This is a genomic window from Sphingomonas larreae, assembly GCF_051400595.1.
Lineage (GTDB): Bacteria > Pseudomonadota > Alphaproteobacteria > Sphingomonadales > Sphingomonadaceae > Sphingomonas.
Genome location: NZ_JBLFFI010000002.1, coordinates 528,636 through 552,761, shown reverse-complemented (window position 1 = coordinate 552,761; position 24,126 = coordinate 528,636). Strand labels below are relative to the sequence as shown.

The window sequence follows — 24,126 nt, the reverse complement described above, 5'->3', positions numbered from 1 at the left end:
GTGGAAGGAAAGACAGGATGATCCACTGGATCAAGAGGCAGGCGCCGATCCGCACCAAGTTCAACGCCTTGTTGATCGTCTACACCGTAATCGCCGCGGTGCCGGTGGCGACCACCGCCGCCGCCACGACCGACGTCACGCTGATCGGCGCGGCCGTTGCCGCGCTTCTCGCCGTTGTCGTCGTCACGTTGGGCGCGCGCAAACTCATCTGCGACCCCTATGTCGACACCGTCGTTCGGATGGAGGCGCTTGCCAAAGGTGATTTCGCGACGCCGATCCGCTACACCGACCATGGCGACTGCGTCGGGCGCATGACCAAGGCAATGGACGTGTTCCGCAAGAACGGCGTCGCGCTCGAGGAATCGTCGGCGGCACAGCGCGTCGTCGTCACCTCGCTCGGCACCGGGCTGGAGCGCCTCGCCGCCAACGATCTCACCTTCCGCATCGATACGCCCTTCTACGCCGATTACGACCGCCTTCGGCTCGACTATAATCGTGCGATGGACGCGATGTCGGACGTGCTCAGCGCGGTCACCGCAGCAAGCCAGGGCATCGACAATGGCGCCGCCGACATCCGCGGCGCCTCCGACGAACTGTCGCAGCGGACCGAGCAGCAGGCTGCCAGCCTGGAAGAGACCGCCGCCGCGATGGAGCAGATCACCTCCACCGTCCGCGAGACCGCGGACGGTGCGCAGCGCGCGCACCGCGAAGTCAGCGGCGCGCGGGAAGAAGCCGAGCATTCCGGCAAGGTGGTGCGTCGCGCTGTCGAGGCGATGAGCGGGATCGAGCGCGCATCGGGCGAGATCAGTGAGATCATCAGCGTCATCGACGGCATCGCCTTCCAGACCAATCTGCTCGCGCTCAACGCGGGCGTCGAGGCGGCGCGCGCGGGCGATGCCGGCAAGGGCTTCGCGGTGGTCGCCTCCGAGGTGCGTGCGCTGGCGCAGCGCTCGGCAGACGCGGCGCGTGACGTGAAGGCGAAGATCACCGCCTCCACCGAGCAGGTCGACGCGGGGGTCGGGCTGGTGAGCGAGACCGGCAGCGCGCTGGAGCGGATCATCGCCCGCATCGGCGAGATCAGCACGCTGGTGGCCACCATCGCCGATTCGGCCAAGCATCAGGCGACCGGGCTGCAGCAGATCAATACCGCCGTCTCCGAGATGGACGGGGTGACCCAGCAGAATGCCGCGATGGTGGAAGAGGCCACCGCGGCGGCGCGCAGCCTTGCCGACGAGGCGAGCCAGCTGGCGACGCAGGTGGCGCGCTTCTCGCTGAGCAAGCCGCAGGCCGCGAGCGCTGCCTCGCCCGTGCGCGAACTGCAGGCGCGCGCCGCCACCGCCGGTCGCGAGGTCGCGCGCACCGCGCGGCGCGGGGTGACCGGCACCAGCGGCACCGCGCTGGCGGTGGTGCAGGACGATTGGTCAGAGTTCTGACCCGTCGTCCCTCCGCGCAGATCTAAATCGAAGACTAGGCTAATCAGGCGTTTACTCTTGTGAGGCTAGGGTGTGCGCCAAGCCCCTCTGGAGATTCGGTGATGTCGTCCCCCGCCCCTTCATTCGCTGATAAACTCGCGCGGTTTGGCTTCACCCGGGGCGATTATCGCCGCTTCCCGACACTGCGCCGCGCGATCGATGCCCATGCGCCGACCGCGCTGGACCAGCTGTACCAGCGGATCCGGGCCGAGCCGGCGGCAGCGGCCATGTTCGGCTCGACCGCGATGATGGACCATGCCCGCGCCAAACAGCTCGAGCATTGGCAAGGGCTGTTCTCGGGCGAGCCCGATGCGCGCTACGAGGCGCGCGCTACCCAGATCGGCCATGTTCACGCGCGGATCGGCCTCTCGCCGACCTGGTATATCAGCAGCTACGCGCGCGTGCTCGACTATCTGATGCCGAGGGTGATGCGCTGGTCGCCGCTGCGTCCGTTCGCGCGCCGGCGTGCGGCCGCGGCGCTGCTCGTGCGCACTGCGCTGCTCGACATGGACGTCGCGCTCGCCGCCTATTTCGCCGCAGAGCAGGCCGCGCGGCAGGACGTCACCGACAAGCTCGGACGCGCGCTCGACGCGCTCGCGCGCGGTGATTTCACCACGCCATTGGAGCCGCTGCCCGACGACTATCGCGCTCTCGCCAACAATTTCGAGGAAATGCGACGTCGCGTCTGTGCCACCCTTGCGGAGGTGACCGGCGCCGCGGCACGGATCGCGACTGGCTCGGGCGAGATCAATTCAGCATCCGACGATCTGTCGCGCCGCACCGAACAACAGGCGGCGAGCCTGGGCGAGACCGCGGCGGCGATGGAGCAGATCACGGCCACCGTACGCGAAACCGCCAGTGGCGCGTCGCGCGCCAATGCGGTGGTGAGTGAGACGCGGAGCGAGGCGGAGCAATCAGGCGCGGTCGTGCGCCGCGCGGTGGAGGCAATGGGCGGGATCGAGCGCTCGTCGAACGAAATCAGCGAGATCATCAGCGTCATTGACGGTATCGCCTTCCAGACCAACCTGCTCGCACTCAATGCCGGGGTCGAGGCCGCGCGCGCCGGCGAGGCAGGCAAGGGCTTCGCGGTGGTCGCATCCGAGGTACGCGCGCTCGCGCAGCGCTCCGCCGATGCGGCGCGCGACGTGAAGACGAAGATCACCGCCTCCACCGATCAGGTCGACGCTGGGGTGGGTCTGGTCAGCGACACCGGCAAGGCGCTCGAGCGGATCATCGCCCGTATCAGTGAGATCAGCACGCTGGTCGGCACCATCGCGGACTCGGCGGAGCAGCAGGCGGGGGGGTTGCAGCAGGTCAATCTTGCGGTCGCCGAGATGGACGGCGTGACGCAGCAGAATGCGGCGATGGTCGAGCAGGCCACCGCCGCCGCGCGCAGCCTCGCCGACGAGGCAGAGGCGCTCACCCGCCGGGTGTCGAGTTTTCGGCTTGAGGCGGCTCACGGCGCCGGGCGCGAGCAGGCGGCAGTGGAGGCACGTCGCCCTGCGCGTGCGCTGGTCGCCGGCAACCTCGCGCTCAAGGGCGACTTCTAGGTGTAGCCGTCGACAATTCATGCCGGTGCGCTCCTGCCGACGAAGCGAGGTGCGATAATCGTCGGCAGCGGCCCATGCGGATCGAGCAGCGGCGCGCCCAGCGATTGACCACGCAGAGTAAAGGCGATCCGCGACTCGCCCTACTGCCGGCTGGCGCGGCGTGATCTTCCGCCGGCCAGTCATTCCTGTTGCCCTCAGCGCGATGGCGCGATCAGAAGGACGACCAATCCTCCTCGCGCGGTCCCGCTGCACTCCTGCCGACCAACCGGATGGGGCCACGGGCGGCGCGCGTCGGCGCCACTGCGCCGCTTCGACGTGCCGCACTTGCGGTCGTGCCAGCCTCCGCATTAGTCGCCGCGCTCGCCTCCACCGTGAACATCGCGACCGCGCCGGCGAGTTGCTCCGCCTCGTGCGCCAGCATCTGCGAGGCCGCGGTGGACTCCTCCACCATGGCAGCATTCTGTTGAGTCACCGAGTCCATCTCGCCGATCGCGATATTGACCTGCCCGAGGCTCTGCGCCTGATCGTCGGCCGAGCGTGCGATCATCGACATGATCGCGCTGACGCTGGTCACGCGTTCGATGATCCGATCGAGCGCCTTTCCGGTCGCATCCACCAATTCGACGCCGGATTGCACATGCTCTATTGCTGACAGGATCCGCGTCTTGACGTCGGACGCCGCCTCGGCCGAACGCTGCGCCAGCGCGCGCACCTCGGAGGCGACCACCGCGAAGCCCTTGCCGGCATCGCCGGCGCGCGCCGCCTCCACCCCGGCATTGAGCGCCAGCAGATTGGTCTGAAACGAGATCCCGTCGATCACGCTGATGATGTCAGCGATTTCGCGGCTGGCCTGGTCAATACCGTTCATCGCCTCGACCGACTTGCGGACCACCGCACCGCCCTGCTCCGCCTCGATCCGTGCATCCGCCATCGCGCCGTTGGCGCTGGCCGCATTCGCCGCGCCGGTGCGCACCGTCGCGGTGATTTCGTCCATCGCCGCGGCGGTCTGGCGCAGGCTCGCCGCCTGCTGTTCGCTGCGCCCCGACAGCGCCCGTGCGGATTGGCTGATTTCGTCCGCGTTGCGCTTGATCGTGTGGACGCTACCGCGGACGTTCATGGTCAGATCGGACAATTTGCCGACCGCGTTGTTGAAGTCGTGCGCGATCTGCTCGAACGAGCGCGGCACGTTGGTCAGCCGCACCGTCAGGTCCGCATCCGCAAGCCGGCGTAGCCCTTCGCCGATTGCGCGCATCGCCTGCTCGCGCTCGGTATCCGCGATCAGCTTGGCGCGAGCGGCGTCGCGGAACACGATTACCGCCCGCGCCATGTCGCCGAGTTCATCCGCACGATTCGCGGCAACGCTGATGTCGAGCTTGCCCGCGGCGAGATCCGCCATTCGTCTGGTCAGCGACGCGATTGGCAGCGCGATGCTGCGGCTGAGCACCACCGCCAGCAACACCGCCACCGCGATCAATAGCAGGCCGCCGATCACCAGCCCAACCGTAGCGCGGGAGAGTGCGTCCGCCTGCCGGGCGGCGTTGCGCTTCATCGCCTCGGTCTCGCGATCGCGCACGTCACGCAGAGGCAGGATCGCGGCGCTGGTCAGCACCGCCTTGCCGGCGTCTCGCACCACCTGCTCGGCCGCTTCGCGCCGCCCCGCCTTCACCATCGCCACGAGACGGTCGCTCCAGGTGCGGCGCCACTTCAAGGCTTCCGCGTGCGCGGTCTCGAACAGTCGATGTTCGGCCGGGTCGGTCAGCATCGGGCTCAACGTGCCGGCAGCGCGATCATAGGCCACGCGCGCCTCGTTGTAGGATTTCAGATAGCTTGCGTCGCCCGTCACCAGATAACCGCGCAGCTGGCTGTTCTCGCGCAGCAACGAGGTCTCGAGTGTCAGCACCTCGGCACAAATGGCTTGGGCGCGATTGTTGTCCTCGGTGGCGTCGCGGATCATCCAGATGTTCGAGAAGAAGACCGCCAGCGTGATCGCCGCGGTAACGATCATCACGAGGAAGGCCATCGCGAGCTTCCTGGGGATGCTCAATCGGGCGATCATCGGCCCGCCCCCGTGCCGAGTTGTACGCGATGGCTCACTGTTCATTCCTTCACTACGTCATGAAGCGCCGCCACGGCGGTGAAGCGTGGCGGCCGCCTCGCTTAGAAATCGAGCCGCAACGTTGCGGACACGGTACGACCGGTGAGTGGGCGCGCGCCGATCAGCGGCGTCCCCTCGGAACCCTGACTGTTCGCGTCGGGCTCCGTCGGCGCATCAAGGCCGGTCATGGCGACGCGATTGAACAGGTTGTTGGCGTTGACAATCAGCCGCAGCCGTTCGGCGGGCCGGATCTCGATAAAGGCGTTGGTGGTGACGAAGGCCGGGATCACCAGCTTGTTCTCGTCCTGCGCGAAGCTTTTTGTTTGCCCGATGAAGGTCGCCCCGAAGGCGACGTGCGAGAAGGTGATGTCGGGGGACGCCTGGAAAAGTAGCTTGGGCTGCGCGCGCGGTGCGTGGCCGGTCAACTTGGAGTTGAGATAATCCTTTTCGATCTTCGGGTCGGTATAGGTTGCTCCGCCGCGCAGCCCGAACACGCCAAATTGGGCGACGCCCTCGAACTCGATTCCCTTGGCCGAATAGTCGCGGAGGATGGGCCGCTCACGGATCGGGTCATAGTTGCTGTCGAACGTGGTCGCCCAGAAGCCAGTGAGGTTCAGCGACAGATCGTCCGTCCGGAATTTAGCGCCGACCTCCGCCTGACGGACGGAGTCGACCGCCGCGTTCTTGTCGCGCAGCGCGCCGGATGCGGTCAGCTCCCCATGGAACAACAATCGATCGGCAGGCGTGCGCGCACCGCGGCTGTACCGGCCGAACAGCGCCAGCGATTCAATCACACGATAGGTGATCCCGCTGGAATATGACAGATAATGGTAGTGGTAGTGCACCGGTTCAGGCGATTGGAACGGCGTGGTCTCGACACTCTGCTCGGGTATGGAGATGGCGCCGTCGCGGTTCAGGTCGAGCGCGATGGTTGGCACCGGGGCGCCGCTGCCGGCAGGTCCCCAGGTGCGCCCCACCACGCTGCCGTCGTCGTAGCGGACGCTGCCGCCAATCGAGACCTTGCCCGCGTGATAGTTGAGCGAGGCGAAGGGAGCGTTGATCGCGTTGTCTGTCTGCACGGAGCGGCGCAGCCGATGGTTGAAGCCGTTGCCGTAGGTGACCACTCCATGGTCGGTGACCTTGATCTTCGTCGCTGTGGTGAAGTCGATCAGCGCAGTGTCGCCGCTGCCGTTCAGGTCGGTGAGCACCGTAACCCAGGCCGAGTCGCGGTCGATCGTCTGGCGCGCAGAGTAAACGCCGCCGGTGGTCGTCAGCTCGCCACCTCCCAGATCGAACACGCGACTAACGCGCACTTCATTGGTCATATCGTCATAGCTGTGTATCGGCAGGTCGAGCATGACGACCGCGGCGCTCAGCCCGTTACCGTTGAGCGGGCTCTTACGGCTGGACACCAGCGCTTGGCCGGCGCGCGGACCGCTGGCATAGGTGGCGACGCCGCCCGCGCCGACGATCTCGCGCACGCCATCGTTGATCTCGCTGTACGCGCTGTCAAACGGAACGGTGAGCACGCCCGATACGCCGGAGTAGCGAAGCCGCTCCTGCACCAGCCAGCCGCTGACGTCGAACTGCGCTTCGAGTCCAATCGAGCGCTCGAGCAGATGCTGACCGTTGCCCAGATCACCCGCCGCCACGCCGTTGTGACGATCTAGTACGAGCAGATCGCGTAAATACCGTGACGCCAGCGCGTCGTGCAGCGCGTCAAAGCCTTTGGTGCGGTCAAAGTTCGGTCTCGCCTCGGTGCCGCCGTAAAAGAACGGCACGACGTCGTAGTAAGGCGTGCGCTCGTTCAGATACTTGCCGTACAGTCGGACATAGCCGCCGCTCACGTCGCGGGTCACGTTGAAGCGAAATTGGCCACCCTTCTGCGCATCATAGCCGGTACGGCGCGGCCCCTCACCCTGTCGGACGAAGCCGCCCGCCTGGAAGCGGAGCGAGTCGGTGACGGCGCCACCGTAGGTAAAATCCTCGCGGGACGAGCGATAGTCGAGCCCGTTGCTCAGCGCCACTGCGCCGCCCTGTACCTCGCCCGTCTTCGAACGGAAGTTGATCGCACCGCCGGGCGAGTTGGACGCGAAGGTGGAGGCCGAGCCCCCGCGGATCACCTCGACCTGCGAAAGGTTGAGATCGGTGCGAACGAGGTCCAGCGCTCCCACGCCGAAGATGTCCCCGAACTCGAGTACCGGAAGTCCGTCTTCCTGCACTTGAATGAACTTCGCACCGCTGGAAGCCGCGGGCAAACCGCGCACGGTGAGCGTGCCGTTGCCGTCACCGCTCGCCGCGTCCGAGCGCAGCCCTGGCACGTCGCGCAGCAGGTCCGCCGCGGACCGCGCGCCGAGCCGCTCGACATCACGCTCGTGCAGGACGCTGGTGGAGGTAGCGCTGTCGAGCCGGTCCCGCTCGCGTGCGACACCCGTGCTGACGTTATCGCTGTCCGCGGCCACATCGGCGCCGGGCGCCGCGACCGCGGCGCCACCGAGGCAGATCGCTGCCGAGAGCACAGTCCCTGCGAGCAAGCTCTTGACTATCTTCACGCTTTCCTCCGATCACGAGAACTGCGCAGCGTTGTTTCGCCGCGCGGCGGACAAGCAAACCTAGCCCGTCCGATGATCGAAGAGGGTCATTCCACCCGCTATTACTTGGCCCATTTTGCCAATTCAATCTTGCCGACACATCTAAGCCCTTTATAGCAAGACTTTGCTATTGGGCGCCCTGGCAACACGATGAATCGATAAGATCGATCGTCACTCAGCCGCACTTCAGCAACGACCGCGCGGAAGGACGCCAACCTCGCCCGCTCGCTGACGCAGCGGCTATTCGCCGCGCCAATCGACCCAGGCACCGTAGGGATGGCACGTGGCGAGGATCAGCGTCTCGCCCGGCGGGTAACAGGTGAGACGCAGCTGCACTTCGGCGCGATCCCCGGTCCACTCGAAAGCGATGCGCGCGAGTGGCCGTTCCATCGTCGCCGCCGCTCCCGCCGCCGCCACGAGCGAGTCGAGCTGGGCACGAGCGGTCCCGTCGAGATATTGGATCACCATCGAGTGCGCCACGACGCGGCACCGCGGGGGGCGCTCAGCGGCATTGAGCCGCTCGCGCAGCCAGTCGATCGCGTCGCCTCGCGCCACGTCCGGCGGATGGCGCCGCGCCAGATCGAGCGCACGTTCGAGCCGCTGCGAGCGCGCGGGTTGATCGGCGAACACATAGGCCATCAGCCGCTCACACGTAGCGGGGTCCGTGGCGTCCAGCGGCGAAAGGTCGACCCCACACGCCGCCGCAATGTCGATCCTGGCGGCGGGCGGCGGCGTGCCGCGCCATTCGGGCGCGACGAGAACGGGCGAGGTCGGATCGCCCAGGATCACGCCGCCGAGATCGTGACGGTAACGATGCAAGTTGAGGTTGAGCCCGGCGCTGGAGCCAATCTCGAGGACCTCCACCGGCCGGTCGAAACGCGTCTGCGTGACATGGAGCGCCGCGATGATCGCGGCCGACCGACCCACCTCATTGGTCTGCGGCGTGTGGCGCATCCACGCGGCGATGAAGTCGTCATGCTCGGCGAGTGCCTCCGCCACCGCACCGTCGACATCCTCATGCTCGCCGCGGTACAGCGCGCCGAGCCGAGCCGGCGTATCGCGTCGCGCCAGCGCGTGCAGCGCTGCATTGAGCCGCATCGCCAGCGCAGCAGCCGCGCGGTCACCCGGCCAATGTGCGAGCAATCCAGCAGTATGCGGCGCGCGACTCAGGTGCCGCGCCACCGCTTCGAGCACGGCGGCGACGAAAGGTGAGCCGATCGTCCGAGCAATCCGTGCCTGACGCAGAAGCTCATCACGCTCCCTATCTAACTCAACAAGTTGATCAATCACGCCGAAGTCTATCCGCTTGAGCAACGGCCTTGGACGCCGTCATCAGCGTAGCGAGTGAATGCTACCACGCGACTTGGCCGACGCTTCCGCCCAACTTACCGCGGCGCGCCGTGCCAGTTCTCGCAAGGCGGTGCAATCGCATTAGCGCGATCGGTGATTAACGTCATTTTAGGAGGGCCGGGTTCAGGAGAGAGACTGCGCTGCGTTGCCGGTCTTCGCGAACCCGGCCGCGCAACGCGCCTATATGAGGGGATGGACAGGTTTGTGGCTCTGCGTCGCGGTGATGCGACGATGGCGTCATTCGTCTGCCCGTTCGACTGACCAGGACTCGACGATGGCGTATGTGCTCCCTTCCCGTCTCGACACTGCCGCGGCGCCGCCGCTCCGGCTCGCGCTTAAGAAGCTGATCGAGCAGTCGCAGCCGCTCGCGATCGACGGCAGCGCGGTGGAGCAGGCCGGACAGGCGTGCCTGCAGGTGCTGGTGGCGGCCCGTACGGCGGCAACGCAGCAGGGGCTGCCGTTCACGCTGACGGTCGCCAGCGCGCCACTCGCCGACACGGTCGCGCTCGCCGCGATCGATCTCACCGCCGCCTGAGCGCGCGCGCCCGGTTCACAGGAGCAGAAGCCTTGGATCTCGACGCAATCCAGCAAATCTTCTTTCAGGAATGCGAAGAAGGATTGGCCGGTATGGAGAGCGCGTTCGCCGCGCTCCGGTCCGAACAATATGATGCCGAAACGATCAACGGCATCTTCCGCGCGGTGCACTCGATCAAGGGCGGCGCTGGCGCGTTCGGCCATGAGCGGCTGCAGGCCTATACTCACCAATATGAGACGCTGCTCGATCTGCTGCGCAGCAATGCGCTGACGCTCACTCCAGCGCTGACCAACCTGATCGTCGCCGCTTTCGACATGCTCGCCGACCATGTCGCCGCCGCGCGCGACTCGGGTGAGGTGCCCGACGACGCGGTGATGCTCGCGCGGCTGATCGCCGCGGCCAACGGTGAAGAGGCCGCGGCGCCCGCCGCTCCCACGCCGCCTCCGGCCGCGCCCGCAACGGCCGCACCCGCGCCGTCCGCTGGCGATGACGAGATCACCTTTACCGTCGCGCCGATCGACCTGGCCAATGACTTCGACGATCTGATGGCGATGCTGGACGATGTCGCGCCCGCGCCGACCGAGGCGGCGGAACCGGCACAGGACGCGCCGCAAGACTGGCTGGTGACGTTCCGCCCCACGCCCAACGCGCTCGACAATGGCGGCGAGCCGCTGCTGCTGCTGCGTGAGCTGGTGCGCATGGGTGGCCGCGTGCTGTCGTGCGACACGTCCGCGCTGCCGCCGCTCGCCTCGATCGACCCTGAAGTCGCCTATCTCGCATGGGAGATCGCGGTGCCGGCGAGCGTCGAGGAGGATGATATCCGCTCGGTGTTCGAGTTCACCGACGGGTGCCCGGTGACGCTCTCGCGCGGCGCGCCGACGCTTGACGCGCCAGCCGCTGCCGCACCGCTCGCTCCCCCGACCGACGTGACGCCCGTGCCAAGCACGCCGACGCCCGTCGCGGCAGCGGAAATCATCGCGCCACCCGTCGCCATCGTGGAAGCCGCGCCAGCACCCGCGCCCGCCCGCGTCGCGCCGGCGCCGATCGCCGCTCCCGCACCCACCGCCGTGGCGCAGACGATCCGGGTCGACCTCGACAAGCTCGATCGCCTGGTCAACCTCGTCGGCGAGCTGGTGATCACGCAGGCGATGCTCGCGCAGCGTCTGTCCGAGAACAACATGGCCGGGATTTCGGAGCTGACGGATCTCGATCACCTGACGCGCGAGCTGCAGGAATCGACGATGGCGATCCGCGCGCAGCCGATGAAGACGGTGTTCAGCCGCGTGCCGCGCATCATCCGCGAGCTCGAGGGCGAGACCGGCAAGCGCGTCCGGCTCGAGATCGAGGGGGAGATGACCGAGGTCGACAAGACTGTGGTCGAGCGCATCGGCGAGCCGCTGACCCATCTCATCCGCAATGCGGTCGATCACGGGCTGGAGACGCCCGAGGAGCGCCTCGCGGCCGGCAAGCCGGCCGAGGGCGTCGTGACGCTGTCCGCGGCGCATCACTCTGGCCGGATCGTCATCACCGTCAGCGACGACGGACGTGGCATCGATCGCGCACGGGTGCGCGCCAAGGCAGTGGAGCGCGGCATCATTCTGCCGGATGCGGTGCTCAGCGACGAGGAGATCGACAACCTCATCTTCGCTCCGGGCTTCTCCACCGCGGCGACGGTGTCGAACATCTCGGGTCGCGGCGTCGGCATGGACGTGGTGCGCAAGAACGTTCAGGCGCTCGGCGGACGCATTGGCATCCAGTCGAAGTTCGGCTCGGGATCGAGCTTCTCGCTCAGCCTGCCGCTGACGCTTGCAGTGGTCGACGGGATGATCGTCACCGTGGGTGATCAGACCTTCGTGATCCCGCTCAGCCACATCGTCGAGAGCCTTCGCCCCACGGACGGCGCGGTGACCGCGATCGGCGTCGATGGCGCGGTGCTCGACGTGCGCGGCTCGTATGTGCCGATCTACCCCGTCGCGGAGCAGCTCGGGCTGGGCGGCGGCGAGCGCGATCCGGCTCATGCGGTGCTGATCGTGGTGGAGGCTGATCATGGCCAGGCCGCGCTGCTGGTCGACTCGATCCAGGATCAGCGCCAGGTCGTGGTGAAGAGTCTGGAAGCCAATTATCAGGCCATCAACGGGCTCGCCGGCGCGACCATCCTGGGTGACGGGCGCGTGGCGCTGATCATCGACGTCGACGCGCTTACGGCGCAGCGCGTCCGCACCGCGCGCGCGCCCGCGCTGGCGCACGCGGCATGAGCAACGCCCCCGCTCTTCCGGCGGAATCGTCGCTCAAGCGCGAGTTCCACTTCGTGCCCGCCGACCATCAGGCGATCGCGCGGCTGGTGTATGACGAACTCGGCATCCTGCTGCCCGATGGCAAGGCGCAGCTCGTCTACGGTCGCGTCGCGCCGCGGGTGCGCGCGTGCGGGCTCGACAGCGTCGGCGCTTATGTGAAGCTGATTGAGGACGACGCGGACGAGCGGCTCCGCATGTTCGACGCCATCACCACCAATCACACCGCTTTCTTCCGCGAGGCGCATCACTTCGAGGATTTTGTCGAGCGGCTGTGGCCCAAATTGTCGCAGCGCGTGCTGGGCGGCGGGCGGGTGCGGCTATGGTCGGCGGCCTGCTCCAGCGGCGAGGAACCGTATAGCTGGCTGATGGCCGCGTTCGGCACCGATCGTAACTTGGCGCAGCGTGTGCTCCGCGCCGACTTCAAGCTGCTCGCTACCGACGTGTCGCCCAGCGTGCTCGCGACCGCGCGCGCGGGCACCTACCCCGCGGCGACGCTGCGGACGGTACCGACCGCGCTGCGGAGCGCCTGGCTGAGCGGCCCGAGCGAGCGGCAGACGGTGGACGCGATGCTGCGCGAGGCCATCGCCTTCCGTCCGCTCAATCTGCTCGGGGCATGGCCGATGCGTGGTCGCTTCGACGCGATCTGCTGCCGCAACGTCATGATCTATTTCGACGAACCAACAAAGGCGCGGCTGCAGGCACGGCTCGCCGATCATCTGGAGACGGGGGGCATGCTGTACATCGGCCATTCCGAGCGGCTCGCCGACGAGGTGGCACACCGCTTCGAAAGCGTGGGTCGCACCGCTTATCTGAAGGTGGCGGCATGAGCGTCCGGACCCTCGTCGTCGACGATTCGCTGACCATGCAGGCGCTGATCCGGCGTACGCTCGCCGCGGATCCCGCGATCGAGGTGGTCGGCACCGCTGCCAGCGCGGAAGAGGCACGCGCCAAGATCAAGGAGCTCGATCCCGACGTGGTCACGCTCGACATCGAGATGCCGGGCATGAACGGGCTCGACTTTCTCGAACGCCTGATGCGGCTGCGTCCCACCCCGGTGGTGATGCTGTCGACGCTCACCTCGGATGGAGCGGAGGCGAGCATCGCCGCGCTCGAACTCGGCGCGTTCGAATGTTTCGACAAGCTGTCGCTGCGTCGCGAAGGTGACGCGATCCGCCTGCCCGCGCTGGTGCGCGCCGCGTCGGGAACGCGGCGGCGGCTCGCCGCGGCGGTGCCGACCCGGGCCGAGTCGGTGGACGGCGACTATCGCCCGCGCGACCAGGCGCTGATCGCGGTGGGCGCGTCGACCGGTGGGGTCGAGGCGCTGATCGAGCTGCTCTCGGGTTTCCCGGTCAACTGCCCCCCGACGGTGATCGTGCAGCATATGCCGGCGAGTTTCACCGCCAGCTTCGCCGCGCGGCTCGACCGGCTGTGCAAGCCGAGCGTCGAGGAAGCGCGCGCCGGCGCGCCGCTGCTGCCGGGCAAGGTCTATCTCGCCCCCGGCGGCGACCGCCATCTCGAAATCGCGGGAAGCCATGGCAAGCGCCACTGCCGCCTGATCCAGGGACCCAAGGTGAGCGGGCACCAGCCCTCGGTCGACACCTTGTTCCACTCGGTGGCGCGTTGCGCTGGCGCGGATGCGGTCGGCGCGCTGCTCACCGGCATGGGCGCCGACGGTGCGGAGGGCATGCTCGCGATGCGCGGCACCGGCGCGGTGACGATCGGCCAGGACGAAGCGAGCAGCGTGGTCTACGGCATGCCCGCGGTGGCGCATCGCATCGGCGCTGTCGTGCAGCAGCTGCCGCTGCGCCGGATCGCGGCGCGCCTGCTGCAGGAGTGTCGTGCATGAGCATCATGCTGCGCGACGGCTTTCGTCGCCTCACCGTCGCCCAGGGCGAGACCAAGGTCAGCGATCAGGAAGACGTGGTGCTAACCACCGTTCTGGGTAGCTGCGTCGCCGCCTGCTTCTACGATCCCATCGCGAAGGTGGGAGGTCTTAACCATTACCTGTTAGCCGAGGGGAATGTTTCGGATCCCGCCTCGATGCAGCGCTATGGTGTGTACGCCATGGAAGTGCTGATCAACGCCATGCTCTCGATGGGCGCGGCGCGCTCGCGGCTGAAGGCGCGGATCTTCGGCGGCGCGACGATGCGCGCCGGTTTCCGCGACATCGGCGGCGACAATATCGTGTTCGCACGACGCTTTCTGCGCGACGAGAAGATCCCGCTCGTCGGCGAGGATGTCGGTGGCAATGGCGCGCGGCGCGTCGAGTTCCGCCCCGCGCTAGGCCTCGCGCGCTGCCGCGTCGTGACCGAGGGCGCCCCGCCCGCGGTGATCCGCGCCATCCCTACCGTCGCCCCCGCTGCCGTGTCCGACATCGGCAACGTCGAATTCTTCTAATGACCCCCGATCTGCCCAGGAGCCGTTTCCCGTGACCAAGACGATCATGACTGTGGACGATTCGCCCAGCATGCGGATGCTGCTGCGCGCGGCGTTGACCGATCTCGGCTACAACGTCGTCGAGGCCGAGGACGGCGTGCATGCGCTCGAGACGCTGCAGAACTTCGATCCGGATGAGGAGCCCGATCTCCTCATCACCGATATCAACATGCCGCGAATGGATGGCTTCGGCCTGATTGAGCAGGTCCGCGCCGACGGCCGCCGCTCGCTGCCGATTCTCGTGCTCACCACCGAGAGTTCCGACGAGAAGAAGCAGCGTGCGCGCGACGCCGGTGCCACCGGATGGATCGTCAAGCCGTTCCACCCCGAGAAACTCGCCGCCGCGATCCGTCGCGTGCTGCACTAATCCCCCGCGTATCCGAGGAGCCAGTCCATGTCCCGTCAGCTCATCACCTTCCAGCTCGGCGACCAGCATCTGGGCGTCGACATCATGGCGATCCGCGAGATCCGCGCCTGGTCGCCGGCCACCCCGCTGCCCAACGTGCCGAGCCACGTGCGCGGCGTGGTCAACCTGCGCGGCGTGGTGCTGCCGGTGCTCGACCTGCGCCACCGCCTCGGCTGGGGCGTGACCGACCCGACCGCCCGCCACGTGATCATCGTCGTGCGGATCGGCGAGCAGCTCCAGGGCATCATCGTCGATGCGGTGAACGACATCGTGACGGTCTCGACCGAGGACATGCAGCCGCTGCCCGACATGGGCGATGCTGCCGCGGCGCAGTTCCTCGACGGCCTGGCGACGATCGACCAGCGTCTGATCCTGGTGCTCGCGCTCGAGCGGCTGGTGGAGCGCAGCGCGATGGCGGACGCGGCCTGATCGATGTAATAAAAGGTACGTTTACGATTTTCGCCTAGGACGGGGACATGGCTGGAACGAAAGTATTGGTGGTCGACGATTCGTTGACCATGCGTGCCCTGATCTCGGGTGCGTTGGAGCGGATCCCGGGCGTGGAGGTCGTCGGCATGGCCGACGGCGCGGCCGAGGCGCGGGAGTTGGTCGCCTCCTCGCGCCCCGACGTGATGACGCTCGACGTCGAGATGCCCGGGATGAGCGGGCTCGAGTATCTCGCCGAGATCATGGACACCAAGCCGATGCCGGTGATCATGTTCTCCACCCGCACCCAGGACGGTGCGGCGGAGTCGATCGAGGCGCTGCGGCTCGGCGCGATCGATTGCTTCCCCAAGCCGCGCGTCGCCGCCCCGGCGGAGCTGGACGCGATTATCGCCAAACTGGCCAAGCGGCTCAAGGCGGCCAAGAAGGCCGACATCAAGCCCAAGGCCCCGCCCAAGACCGCCAAGGCGCCGCCGATTGACTGGAACGGCCGTCTGCTGCTGGTCGGCGGCGACGCATCGAGCACCAAGACGATCTTCGACCTGTTCTCGGGCTTCCCGGCCAATTGCCCGCCGACCGTGGTGGTGCAGCATCTCGGCCCTGGTTTGGTCGAGAGCATGGCCGCGAAGCTTGCCGAGCAGGTCGCGCCCAAGGTGGTGGTCGCGGCGGACGGGATGAAGGCCGAGCAGGGCACGATCTATCTCGCGCCCGCGGGCGACGCGCATCTGGTGATCGACAGCTGGCCGGACGGCACGCTCCGACTGCTCCCGCGCGATCCGGTCGCGGGCGAGCGGCCGTCGATCTCGCTGCTGTTCGCCTCGGCCGCCAAGGCGGCGACGAGCAACGCGGTGGGCGTGCTGCTGCTCGACTCGAACGAGGACGGCGCCGGCGGGCTCAAGGCGCTCAACGCCGCGGGCGGCTATGCCTTCGCGCCGGCCGACGGCGGCTACACGCTGACGCGCGGCATGGTGTCCCAACCGGTAGCCGGCGAGGCGCTCGTCGGTGGCGTGCTCAAGATGTGCTCGAAGTGAGCGCGGACGAGGGAGCGTTGCCGCGCACGCTTGCGCTGGCGCTCGCCGACGAACTCGTCGTCGCCTCGAACATGCTCAACGAGCTCGCCTTCGATCTGGGCAGCAACGGGGAGACGCTGCGGCGCCACATGGCGAGCATCCAGCGGATCGACTATGTCACGCAGATCCAGCTCGCGGTGGTCAGCCTGCTCCGCGTCGACGGCCCGACGCGTGCCGATATCGATGCGGTAACGCTGCAGGACATGGCCGACCGGCTGCGCGCGACGCTGGCGCTGCTCGACGAACAATCCGCCGCCGCCTGACGCGTTGGGGACGCGCCCGGCTCAGCCGATCGCGACGATGCGATTACCGAGCCGCTCGGCCTCGCCGCGATCGTGCGTCACCATCAGGATCGGAACCGCGCGCGCATCCCGCACGCGCTCGATCGCGCGGCTCGCCTCCTCGCGTCGCGCGGGATCAAGCGACGACAGCGGCTCGTCGAGCAGGAGGAAGGCGGGGTCGCTGAGCAAGGCGCGCCCGATCGCTACCCGCCGTGCCTCGCCGCCGGAGAGCGAGCGCGGCCAGCGATTTAGCAGGTGCGCGATGTCGAGCATGCGGGCCACTTCGTCGAGCCGCGCGGCATCGCGCGCCGCGTAGCACAGGTTGCCGCGCACGCGGCGGTGCGGGAAAAGTCGCATGTCCTGAAACACATATCCGGCGCGGCGTCGCTCGGGCGGGACATCGATCCCGGCCGCCGAATCATAAAGTGTTCGGCCTCCGACGAGAACGTGACCGCGCGCGGGGCGGAGCAACCCGGCGACCATGTCGAGCAGACTGGTCTTGCCGATCCCCGAGGGCCCGACCAGCGCGGTGAGCCCTTCCCCGACCGCGAAGCAGGCGGTGACCCGCGCGTCGCCGCGCGCCACGCTCACGTCGATGTCAAAGGACACGGATGCCCCGCCCTGCGCGTCGCACCAGCCACTCCGCCGCGATCAGCGCGATTAACGACAGCGCCACCGAGGCGCCCGCCAGGCGCCACACGGCCGCCTCGCCGCCGGGGCGTTGCAGCGCGGCATAGATGGCTAGCGGCAGCGTCTGCGTTTCGCCGGGGACGTTCGAGACGAAGGTGATTGTGGCGCCGAACTCGCCGATCGAGCGCGCAAAGCCGAGCACCGCCGCGGCGGCGATCCCGGGCGCGGCGAGCGGCAGCGTCACCGTCGCATAGGTGCGCCAGCGCCCCGCGCCGAGCGTCCGCGCCGCCTGTTCGAGCCGGCGGTCCACCGCCTCGAGCGACAGCCGGATGGCGCGCACCATCAGCGGCAGCGCCATCACCCCCGCTGCAATCGCCGCGCCGGTCCAGCGGAACAGCACGGTGGCGCCGAACCAGCGCTCGAGCCACGCGCCGGCAAGCCCGGTGGGGGCAAAGACGAGCAGCAGCAGCCAGCCGGTCACAACAGGAGGCACCACGAGCGGCAGGTGGACCAGCCCGTCCAGCAGCACCTTGCCCGGGAAGCGCCAGCGCGCCAGCATCCAGGCGAGCGCAAAGGCGATCGGCAGCGCCGCACAAGTAGCTGTGCCGCCGACCAGCAATGTCAGCCGGACGATGGCGGCAAGGTCGCTCAACGCGGCACAAAGCCGCGTTGGCGTAGGATCGCCTGGCCCGCGCGCGACAGCAGGAAGTGACGAAAGCCCTCGGCCTCGCCGGGCGAGGCGCCGTCGGTGAGACGCGCGATCGGGTAGACGATTGGGGCGTGGCTCGCCTGCGGGAAGACGCCGGCGATGCGCACCGCGGAGGACGCCTGCGCGTCGGTGGCATAGACGATGCCGTATGGCGCCGCACCGCGCTCGACCAACGCCAGCGCGGCACGGACGTTCTCCGCGCGCACGACACGCACGCTCACCGGGTCCCAGGCGCCGAGCCGGCGTAGCGCCGCTTCGCCATATTTGCCCGCGGGCACCGCGTCCGGATCCGCCATCGCGAGCGGCGCGGCGCCGAGCCGGCGCGCGAGCACAGCGCCGCGCGTGGCGCTCACCGCCGCCGCATCGGGGCGAGCCACCACCACCAGGCGATTGTGCGCGAGCACCGCACGCGTGCCGGGCACCACGCGACCGCGGCGCTCCACCTCGTCCATCCAGTCGACGTCGGCGGAGGCGAACAGGTCCGCGCGTCCTCCTGCGACGATCTGCCGCGCCAGCGCCGACGAGGCCGCGAACGACAGCACGGGTCGCGGGTGACCGCGACGCGCCCAGGCCTCGGCGGCGTCAGTCATCGACTCCTGCAGGCTCGCCGCGGCGAGCACCAGCGGGGCGGCGCGCTCCTGCGCAAGCGCGGGCACGGCGATCAACAGCAGCAGCAACGAAGACAGGAAGCGCATGACCGCGCCATCGCATCGTCGCCGCCGGGATACAATCGCGCCCGCACGATTCGATCCGGCGCGCGACCGACTCGGCCTGCCGCGTAGCCGGGAACGCCGGGCCGCGCAGGGCGCTCCGGTGGCATGCGCGCGCACCGCCCCGCCTCGTCGCTGATCGACCGCATCGTCTACGACGATGCCGCGCGCACGTTGCTGGTCACGTTCCGCAGCGGGCGCCGGTACCTCTACCGCGACGTGCCGCGGGCGGCTTATGACGCGCTGGTGACCGCCCGTTCGACCGGGGCCTATTTCAATGACGCGATCCGCGGTCGTTATGCATGCGCGCCGGCGGACGGACGTCGACGCTACCCGCTCGACGAGCACGCCGCCTGAGCGTCAGTTCTCGTCGCCCATCCGCAGCGCGGCGATGAACGCCTCCTGCGGGATGCTGACGCTGCCATATTCGCGCATCTTGGCTTTGCCCTTCTTCTGCTTCTCGAGCAGCTTGCGCTTACGGGTGGCATCACCACCATAGCATTTCGCCGTGACGTCCTTGCGCATCGCGCTGATCGTCTCGCGCGCGATCACCTTACCGCCGATCGCCGCCTGGATCGGGATCTTGAACAGGTGGCGGGGGATCAGTTCCTTGAGCCGCTCGACCATGCCGCGACCGCGCACCTCGGCGGTGCCGCGGTGGACGATCATCGACAGCGCGTCGACCGGCTCCTCGTTGACCAAGATGCTCATCTTGACCAGATCGCCCTCGCGATAGCCGATCTGCGTATAGTCGAAGCTGGCATAGCCCTTCGACAGCGACTTGAGCCGATCGTAGAAGTCGAACACCACCTCGTTGAGCGGCAGTTCGTAGGTCGCCTGCGCGCGACCGCCGACATAGGTCAGGTTCTTCTGGATGCCGCGGCGATCCTGACAGAGCTTCAGGATCGAGCCGAGATATTCGTCGGGCACGTAGATCGTCGCGTTGATCCACGGCTCGCTGATCGTCTTGATCTTGTTCACGTCGGGCATGTCGGCCGGGTTGTGCAGATCGATCTGCGTGATGCCGGCCGGGTCGGGATGGGTGAGCTCGATCTGGTAGACCACCGAGGGCGCGGTGGTGATCAGGTCGAGGTCATACTCGCGCGTCAGCCGCTCCTGGATGATCTCGAGGTGGAGCAGCCCGAGGAAACCGCAGCGGAAGCCAAAGCCGAGCGCCGCGCTGGTCTCCATCTCGAAGCTGAACGAGGCGTCGTTGAGCCGCAGCTTGGAGATGCTCTCCCGCAGCTTCTCGAAGTCGTTGGCGTCGACCGGAAACAGGCCGCAGAACACGACCGGCTGGACCTCCTTGAAGCCGGGCAGCGCTTCGGCCGCGGGGCGTTTGGCGTCGGTCAGCGTGTCGCCGACGCGGGCCATCGCCACGTCCTTGATCTGCGCGGTGATGAAGCCGATCTCGCCCGGGCCGAGATCGGTCAGCTGCTCGATCTTGGGGCGGAAGCAGCCGACCCGGTCGACCAGATGCTGCGTTCCCGCTTGCATGAAGGTAACCTGCTGGCCCTTCCTCAGCGTGCCGTCGATCACGCGCACCAGGATCACGACGCCGAGATACGGATCATACCAGCTGTCGACCAGCATCGCCTTGAGCGGTGCGTCCGCGTCGCCCTTGGGTGGCGGGATCTTGCGCACGATCGCCTCGAGGATGTCGGCAATGCCGATGCCGGACTTGGCGCTGGCGAGCACCGCCTCCGACGCGTCGATACCGATCACGTCCTCAATCTCTTGGCGCACCTGCTCGGGCTCCGCGGCGGGAAGATCGATCTTGTTGATCACGGGCACGATCTCATGGTCGTGCTCGATCGACTGATACACGTTGGCGAGCGTCTGCGCCTCGACCCCCTGCGCGGCATCGACCACCAGCAGCGCGCCTTCGCACGCGGCGAGGCTGCGGCTTACCTCATAGGCGAAATCGACGTGCCCGGGCGTGTCCATCAGGTTGAGCGTGTAGGTCGCCCCGTCCTGCGCCTGATAAGATAGGCGCACCGTCTGCGCCTTGATCGTTATCCCGCGCTCCTTCTCGATCTCCATATTGTCGAGCACCTGCTCGCTCATCTCGCGGTCGGAGAGCCCGCCGGTGGCCTGGATCAGGCGGTCGGCGAGCGTCGACTTGCCGTGATCGATATGGGCGATGATGGAGAAATTGCGGATCGTGTCGAGCGGGGTGGCCATGATGCGCGGGTGCCTAGCGCAGCCGCTCGTGTGGCGCCAGCCATTCGCGGCAGGGTCGCGGCGCTCAGCCGGCGCGGTGAATTGCTTCAAGCGCGTTGAGGTAGCGCCGGCTCCCCTGCCCGCTCACCAGCACCCAACGCACGCCGCGGCGCTCGAGCTCGAGCCGCGACAGATCGAAGAAGCGGCGCCGCGCCTCGCGATTGCCGAAGAGGCGCGTGCCATCGGACTGCCACGGCAGGTCGATGTCAAACAGCAGGTACAGGTCCGCGACGTTGTTCCAGCGATCGAACCAGGGATCGCGGCGGCCGAACATCATGTCCGCCCATACCGCGCTCATCAGCGGGTCTGTGTCGAGGATCACGGGATGGGCACCGGCATCGACCGCCTTGCGCGCCTTCATGTCCTGCGTGTGCGCGATCACCACCAGATCCGCCATCGTCAGATCGGTGCCGTAGCGCTCGCAATAGGTCCGTCCGAACTCCGCGACACAGGTCGTATCGAAGTGGCGCGCGAGCCGCGGCGCCATGGTCGACTTGCCGGTGCTCTCCGGCCCGTGGAGGCAGATCGTCCGCAGCGTCATGCCGGCATCACCGCCGGATTCGGCCGGATCAGCGCACGCCGCCATTCCAGCAGGCCGAGCACCGCGAGCGCGAGATAGACGAGATACAACGCAGCGAAGAGGTAGAGCTGCTTGACGAGGTAGAGCGGGATCGAGGCGAGATCGACCGCAATCCAGAGCCACCAATTCTCGACCTTGCGACGCGCCATCAGCAGCTGCGCCGCCACGCTGGCGGCCGCGATGGCCGCATCCCACCAGGGGAAGGCGGCGTCGGTGAGCCGGTGCATCGCCGAGCCCCACAGGATCGCTACCGCGGCGATCGCCCCCGCCCAGGCCCATCGCACAGGCCCGGCCAGTTGTTCGACCGCGATCGCGCCATCGCGTGACCGCGCATGCTGCCACGTGACCCACCCATAGACGTTCGCTGCGACGAAGAAGAGCTGGAGCAAGGCGTCGGAATAGAGTCGTGCCGCGAACACCACCGCGCCGAGCAGCGTCACCGATCCGATCGCGGTAGGGAACGTCCACACGCTGCGCCGTGCCGCAAGCGCGACGCAGGCGATGCCAAGCAGGGTGGCGATCCATTCGATCAGCGACATGGCGTCCGTCTAGCCATGCTCGAGCAACGCCGCCAAGAGGCTTGCGCGGCGCGTCGTGCCGCAATCGGCACGGCGGTGCGATTAGCCGCTTGCGCGTCGGCGAACCGCTGATATAAGCCGCGCCCTGTCGCCGGCCGATCGGCTGGTCGACACCCTGGTCGGGGAATAGCTCAGCCTGGTAGAGCACTGTGTTCGGGACGCAGGGGCCGGAGGTTCGAATCCTCTTTCCCCGACCAATCATCCTCTGCGCCTGGCGCGAGGTCAGCCGAGAAAATCCAGGTTCAGGCGTGCGACGCGGCCGGCGCGTCGTTCTGCGTGGTCGTGCGTTGCGCGACCGATCCGCAGGAGAACCCGTATGACCGATCACACGCCGAACGAACCCAAGCCGAGCAACTTCCAGGAAACGCCCGAGGCGACGCCGTCCTCACCGGCGAGCGACGACATGCCGATCGAGCGCTCGAGCGACAGCGAGGAGGTCGAGGCGCACCCGAGCTGAACCGACCAGCGTCCGCACGGCTCTGCGGGAACAAAGCAGGATTTGTCGTGTTGTGCGATGCGCAACGAACGACAGATGGTCTGTCCCGTTTCGAGGTAGCCATGAAGACCACGACGCTGAGCCTGTTTCGCAACAAGTCTGCAGCGAGCGCGACCAAGCGCCTCAACGACGATCCGCGCGCCGGTCTAACCCCGGTGGAAGTCGCGATGCTCGATCGCGCCGCGACCGGTCGCGCCTGATCACACCCGAGACATAAGTGCCGCGGCCGCGCCTCGCATGTGGGGCGCGGCCGTTGCTGTGTCAGGCGAGGATCAGCGCCGGGCGGCGGCGCAGACGCAAACAGGTGCGCGCCACCGCCGCGAGCGTAAAGCTGGCGCCGAGCGCATAGCCGAGCGTGATGATCATCGTTCGTCGTCCCGGAGGTGGTCGTGATGGATGTGGTTAATCGCACATCAGGGTAAATTTTCTCTGTTCCCCGCCAGGTGGCACCATCGCCACGGTGATGCGTATCCCCGGCTCACCATTCGAGGAGCGTCGCGTGAGCGGACCCGTCTTATTCCAGCGGTTTGAGGTAGGCGGATTGTCGCTGCCCAACCGGATCGTCATCGCACCAATGTGCCAATATTCGGCCGAGGACGGCTGTATGACCGATTGGCACCTGATCCATCTCGGCCAGCTCGCTTTGTCGGGCGCGGCGCTGCTGACGATCGAAGCCACCGCGGTCGTACCTGAGGGACGGATCACCTACGCCGACGTCGGTCTCTGGGACGATCGCACCGAGGCGGCCATGGCGCGCGTGCTCGAGTCGATACGCCGCCACTCCGACATGCCGATCGCGATCCAGTTGGCGCATGCCGGCCGCAAGGCTTCCACCGATCTGCCATGGAAGGGCGGCGCGCAGCTCGCTCCCGAGCACGCCAACGGCTGGCAGACAGTGGCCCCCTCGCCACTGGCCTTCGCCACGGGCGAGCATGCCCCGAATGCGCTCGATCGAGATGGACTGGCGCGGGTTCGGGATGCCTTCGCCGCTGCAGCGGTACGCGCCGCGCGACTTGGCATCGACGCGGTCCAGCTGCACGGCGCGCATGGCTATCTTCTGCACCAGTTCCTGTCGCCGCTGTCGAACCGCCGCGACGACGAATATGGCGGCACGCTGGAGAACCGGCTGCGCTTCCCGCTCGAGGTCTTCGACGCCGTTCGCGCCGCCTTCCCCGCCGATCGGGCGGTGACGATGCGCGTCTCGGGCAGCGACTGGGTCGACGGCGGCTGGGACGCCGAGCAGACCATCGCCTTCGCGCAGGCGCTCGAGGCGCGCGGCTGCGCGGCGATCCACGTCTCCAGCGGCGGGCTCGACCCGCGACAGGACATCCCGGTGGGTCCGAGCTACCAGGTGCCCCTCGCGCGCACGGTCAAGCAGGCGGTCTCGATGCCGGTCGTCGCAGTCGGCCTGATCACCGACTATGAGCAGGCCGAGGCGATCGTCAGCACGGGAGACGCCGATCTGATCGCGCTCGCGCGGACGATCCTGTACGACCCTCGCTGGCCTTGGCATGCCGCGGCACATCTGGGCGGGCGCGTGAAGGCCGCCGACCAGTATCTGCGCTCACAGCCGCGCCAGTATCGCTCGCTGTTCGACGTCGAGGGCAGTGCGGAGAGCTGAGCTCCACGCGATCGTAGCATCGGGGCCGGCGTGACGCTGCACGCACGTCGGCCCG

24 protein-coding genes and 1 tRNA gene are annotated in these 24,126 nt (G+C 67.8%); 16 read left to right on the top strand and 9 right to left on the bottom strand.

Annotated elements, in window-relative coordinates; translation table 11 throughout:
* Positions 1–17 precede the first annotated feature (17 nt).
* On the top strand, positions 18–1,433 hold the full coding sequence (locus ACMGDM_RS10835; protein WP_436804130.1) for a methyl-accepting chemotaxis protein: 1,416 nt from the start codon (positions 18–20) through the stop codon (positions 1,431–1,433).
* A gap of 101 nt (positions 1,434–1,534) precedes the next feature.
* A complete protein-coding gene (locus tag ACMGDM_RS10830; protein ID WP_436804129.1) occupies positions 1,535–3,022 on the top strand; it encodes a methyl-accepting chemotaxis protein in 1,488 nt (495 codons plus the stop codon).
* Between the two features lie 211 nt (positions 3,023–3,233).
* On the opposite strand, the gene ACMGDM_RS10825 is transcribed toward ACMGDM_RS10830, so the two are convergent.
* The 3 genes from ACMGDM_RS10825 to ACMGDM_RS10815 form a co-directional block, all read right to left on the bottom strand.
* Complete coding sequence (locus tag ACMGDM_RS10825; protein WP_436804128.1) at positions 3,234–5,042, bottom strand: methyl-accepting chemotaxis protein; 1,809 nt, start codon at positions 5,040–5,042, stop codon at positions 3,234–3,236.
* Positions 5,043–5,179: 137 nt separating this feature from the next.
* Positions 5,180–7,669 (bottom strand): TonB-dependent receptor domain-containing protein, encoded by a 2,490-nt coding sequence (locus tag ACMGDM_RS10820; RefSeq protein WP_436804127.1) that lies wholly within the window; start codon positions 7,667–7,669, stop codon positions 5,180–5,182.
* 279 nt (positions 7,670–7,948) lie between these two features.
* The gene (locus ACMGDM_RS10815) at positions 7,949–8,998 is read right to left on the bottom strand and encodes a DUF2332 domain-containing protein (RefSeq protein WP_436804126.1); all 1,050 of its coding nucleotides are present in this window, start codon (positions 8,996–8,998) and stop codon (positions 7,949–7,951) included.
* Positions 8,999–9,242: 244 nt separating this feature from the next.
* Here ACMGDM_RS10815 and ACMGDM_RS10810 point away from each other — a divergent pair, with 244 nt between their 5' ends.
* Genes ACMGDM_RS10810 through ACMGDM_RS10770 form a run of 9 tightly spaced genes read left to right on the top strand, consistent with a single transcriptional unit; the run spans position 9,243 to position 16,506 of the window.
* Positions 9,243–9,593, top strand: a complete 351-nt coding sequence (locus ACMGDM_RS10810) for an STAS domain-containing protein (protein WP_436804125.1) — start codon at positions 9,243–9,245, stop codon at positions 9,591–9,593.
* Positions 9,594–9,625: 32 nt separating this feature from the next.
* Positions 9,626–11,848 (top strand): chemotaxis protein CheA, encoded by a 2,223-nt coding sequence (locus tag ACMGDM_RS10805; RefSeq protein WP_436804124.1) that lies wholly within the window; start codon positions 9,626–9,628, stop codon positions 11,846–11,848.
* On the top strand, positions 11,845–12,714 hold the full coding sequence (locus tag ACMGDM_RS10800; protein ID WP_436804123.1) for a CheR family methyltransferase: 870 nt from the start codon (positions 11,845–11,847) through the stop codon (positions 12,712–12,714). The genes ACMGDM_RS10805 and ACMGDM_RS10800 overlap by 4 nt, the downstream gene beginning before the upstream one ends.
* Positions 12,711–13,733, top strand: coding sequence for a protein-glutamate methylesterase/protein-glutamine glutaminase (locus tag ACMGDM_RS10795; protein WP_436804122.1), 1,023 nt, complete (start codon positions 12,711–12,713; stop codon positions 13,731–13,733). Before ACMGDM_RS10800 ends, ACMGDM_RS10795 begins: the two co-directional genes overlap by 4 nt.
* Before the next feature lie 5 nt (positions 13,734–13,738).
* Positions 13,739–14,284, top strand: coding sequence for a chemotaxis protein CheD (locus tag ACMGDM_RS10790; RefSeq protein ID WP_436804121.1), 546 nt, complete (start codon positions 13,739–13,741; stop codon positions 14,282–14,284).
* A 31-nt stretch (positions 14,285–14,315) separates the two neighbouring features.
* Positions 14,316–14,690, top strand: coding sequence for a response regulator (locus tag ACMGDM_RS10785; protein WP_436804120.1), 375 nt, complete (start codon positions 14,316–14,318; stop codon positions 14,688–14,690).
* Positions 14,691–14,717: 27 nt separating this feature from the next.
* On the top strand, positions 14,718–15,158 hold the full coding sequence (locus tag ACMGDM_RS10780) for a chemotaxis protein CheW (protein WP_436804119.1): 441 nt from the start codon (positions 14,718–14,720) through the stop codon (positions 15,156–15,158).
* A 47-nt stretch (positions 15,159–15,205) separates the two neighbouring features.
* Positions 15,206–16,204 carry a chemotaxis protein CheB gene (locus tag ACMGDM_RS10775; RefSeq protein WP_436804118.1) on the top strand — a complete coding sequence of 333 codons (999 nt, stop codon included), beginning with the start codon at positions 15,206–15,208 and terminating at the stop codon, positions 16,202–16,204.
* Between the two features lie 17 nt (positions 16,205–16,221).
* Positions 16,222–16,506 carry a hypothetical protein gene (locus tag ACMGDM_RS10770; RefSeq protein ID WP_436804117.1) on the top strand — a complete coding sequence of 95 codons (285 nt, stop codon included), beginning with the start codon at positions 16,222–16,224 and terminating at the stop codon, positions 16,504–16,506.
* A gap of 21 nt (positions 16,507–16,527) precedes the next feature.
* On the opposite strand, the gene ACMGDM_RS10765 is transcribed toward ACMGDM_RS10770, so the two are convergent.
* The 3 genes from ACMGDM_RS10765 to modA are packed head-to-tail and all read right to left on the bottom strand — an operon-like array spanning position 16,528 to position 18,558.
* Positions 16,528–17,133 carry an ATP-binding cassette domain-containing protein gene (locus ACMGDM_RS10765; protein WP_436804116.1) on the bottom strand — a complete coding sequence of 202 codons (606 nt, stop codon included), beginning with the start codon at positions 17,131–17,133 and terminating at the stop codon, positions 16,528–16,530.
* The gene (gene modB, locus ACMGDM_RS10760) at positions 17,123–17,806 is read right to left on the bottom strand and encodes a molybdate ABC transporter permease subunit (RefSeq protein ID WP_436804115.1); all 684 of its coding nucleotides are present in this window, start codon (positions 17,804–17,806) and stop codon (positions 17,123–17,125) included. The genes ACMGDM_RS10765 and modB overlap by 11 nt, the downstream gene beginning before the upstream one ends.
* Positions 17,803–18,558 (bottom strand): molybdate ABC transporter substrate-binding protein, encoded by a 756-nt coding sequence (gene modA / locus ACMGDM_RS10755; protein ID WP_436804114.1) that lies wholly within the window; start codon positions 18,556–18,558, stop codon positions 17,803–17,805. Before modA ends, modB begins: the two co-directional genes overlap by 4 nt.
* A gap of 123 nt (positions 18,559–18,681) precedes the next feature.
* Between modA and ACMGDM_RS10750 the strand changes: the two genes are divergently transcribed.
* Positions 18,682–18,930 carry a KTSC domain-containing protein gene (locus ACMGDM_RS10750; RefSeq protein WP_436804113.1) on the top strand — a complete coding sequence of 83 codons (249 nt, stop codon included), beginning with the start codon at positions 18,682–18,684 and terminating at the stop codon, positions 18,928–18,930.
* Positions 18,931–18,933: 3 nt separating this feature from the next.
* Here ACMGDM_RS10750 and lepA read toward each other — a convergent pair whose 3' ends face one another.
* From lepA to pnuC, 3 genes are all read right to left on the bottom strand, one after another.
* Positions 18,934–20,757, bottom strand: a complete 1,824-nt coding sequence (lepA, locus tag ACMGDM_RS10745; protein ID WP_436804269.1) for a translation elongation factor 4 — start codon at positions 20,755–20,757, stop codon at positions 18,934–18,936.
* A 64-nt stretch (positions 20,758–20,821) separates the two neighbouring features.
* The gene (locus ACMGDM_RS10740) at positions 20,822–21,337 is read right to left on the bottom strand and encodes an AAA family ATPase (protein ID WP_436804112.1); all 516 of its coding nucleotides are present in this window, start codon (positions 21,335–21,337) and stop codon (positions 20,822–20,824) included.
* A complete protein-coding gene (gene pnuC, locus ACMGDM_RS10735; protein WP_436804111.1) occupies positions 21,334–21,915 on the bottom strand; it encodes a nicotinamide riboside transporter PnuC in 582 nt (193 codons plus the stop codon). Before pnuC ends, ACMGDM_RS10740 begins: the two co-directional genes overlap by 4 nt.
* 159 nt (positions 21,916–22,074) lie before the next feature.
* On the opposite strand from pnuC, the gene ACMGDM_RS10730 reads away from it, so the two are divergent.
* The 4 genes from ACMGDM_RS10730 to ACMGDM_RS10715 all read left to right on the top strand — a co-directional run bounded on the left by ACMGDM_RS10730 (position 22,075) and on the right by ACMGDM_RS10715 (position 24,071).
* Positions 22,075–22,151: transfer RNA gene (locus ACMGDM_RS10730), tRNA-Pro, on the top strand.
* A 119-nt stretch (positions 22,152–22,270) separates the two neighbouring features.
* Positions 22,271–22,411, top strand: a complete 141-nt coding sequence (locus tag ACMGDM_RS10725) for a hypothetical protein (protein WP_436804110.1) — start codon at positions 22,271–22,273, stop codon at positions 22,409–22,411.
* A gap of 101 nt (positions 22,412–22,512) precedes the next feature.
* Positions 22,513–22,650, top strand: coding sequence for a hypothetical protein (locus tag ACMGDM_RS10720; protein WP_436804109.1), 138 nt, complete (start codon positions 22,513–22,515; stop codon positions 22,648–22,650).
* Positions 22,651–22,949: 299 nt separating this feature from the next.
* Complete coding sequence (locus tag ACMGDM_RS10715; protein WP_436804108.1) at positions 22,950–24,071, top strand: NADH:flavin oxidoreductase/NADH oxidase; 1,122 nt, start codon at positions 22,950–22,952, stop codon at positions 24,069–24,071.
* Positions 24,072–24,126: the final 55 nt, after the last annotated feature.

Coding starts and splice junctions, on each gene's coding strand:
- ACMGDM_RS10790 (WP_436804121.1), top strand. CDS start 13,739: ATGCTGCGCGACGGCTTTCGTCGCCTCACCGTCGCCCAGGGCGAGACC.
- ACMGDM_RS10780 (WP_436804119.1), top strand. CDS start 14,718: ATGTCCCGTCAGCTCATCACCTTCCAGCTCGGCGACCAGCATCTGGGC.
- ACMGDM_RS10775 (WP_436804118.1), top strand. CDS start 15,206: ATGGCTGGAACGAAAGTATTGGTGGTCGACGATTCGTTGACCATGCGT.
- pnuC (WP_436804111.1), bottom strand. CDS start 21,915: ATGTCGCTGATCGAATGGATCGCCACCCTGCTTGGCATCGCCTGCGTC.
- ACMGDM_RS10835 (WP_436804130.1), top strand. CDS start 18: ATGATCCACTGGATCAAGAGGCAGGCGCCGATCCGCACCAAGTTCAAC.
- ACMGDM_RS10800 (WP_436804123.1), top strand. CDS start 11,845: ATGAGCAACGCCCCCGCTCTTCCGGCGGAATCGTCGCTCAAGCGCGAG.
- ACMGDM_RS10795 (WP_436804122.1), top strand. CDS start 12,711: ATGAGCGTCCGGACCCTCGTCGTCGACGATTCGCTGACCATGCAGGCG.
- ACMGDM_RS10810 (WP_436804125.1), top strand. CDS start 9,243: ATGAGGGGATGGACAGGTTTGTGGCTCTGCGTCGCGGTGATGCGACGA.
- ACMGDM_RS10825 (WP_436804128.1), bottom strand. CDS start 5,042: ATGGCCTTCCTCGTGATGATCGTTACCGCGGCGATCACGCTGGCGGTC.
- lepA (WP_436804269.1), bottom strand. CDS start 20,757: ATGGCCACCCCGCTCGACACGATCCGCAATTTCTCCATCATCGCCCAT.
- ACMGDM_RS10725 (WP_436804110.1), top strand. CDS start 22,271: ATGACCGATCACACGCCGAACGAACCCAAGCCGAGCAACTTCCAGGAA.
- ACMGDM_RS10720 (WP_436804109.1), top strand. CDS start 22,513: ATGAAGACCACGACGCTGAGCCTGTTTCGCAACAAGTCTGCAGCGAGC.
- ACMGDM_RS10740 (WP_436804112.1), bottom strand. CDS start 21,337: ATGACGCTGCGGACGATCTGCCTCCACGGGCCGGAGAGCACCGGCAAG.
- modA (WP_436804114.1), bottom strand. CDS start 18,558: ATGCGCTTCCTGTCTTCGTTGCTGCTGCTGTTGATCGCCGTGCCCGCG.
- ACMGDM_RS10830 (WP_436804129.1), top strand. CDS start 1,535: ATGTCGTCCCCCGCCCCTTCATTCGCTGATAAACTCGCGCGGTTTGGC.
- ACMGDM_RS10750 (WP_436804113.1), top strand. CDS start 18,682: ATGCGCGCGCACCGCCCCGCCTCGTCGCTGATCGACCGCATCGTCTAC.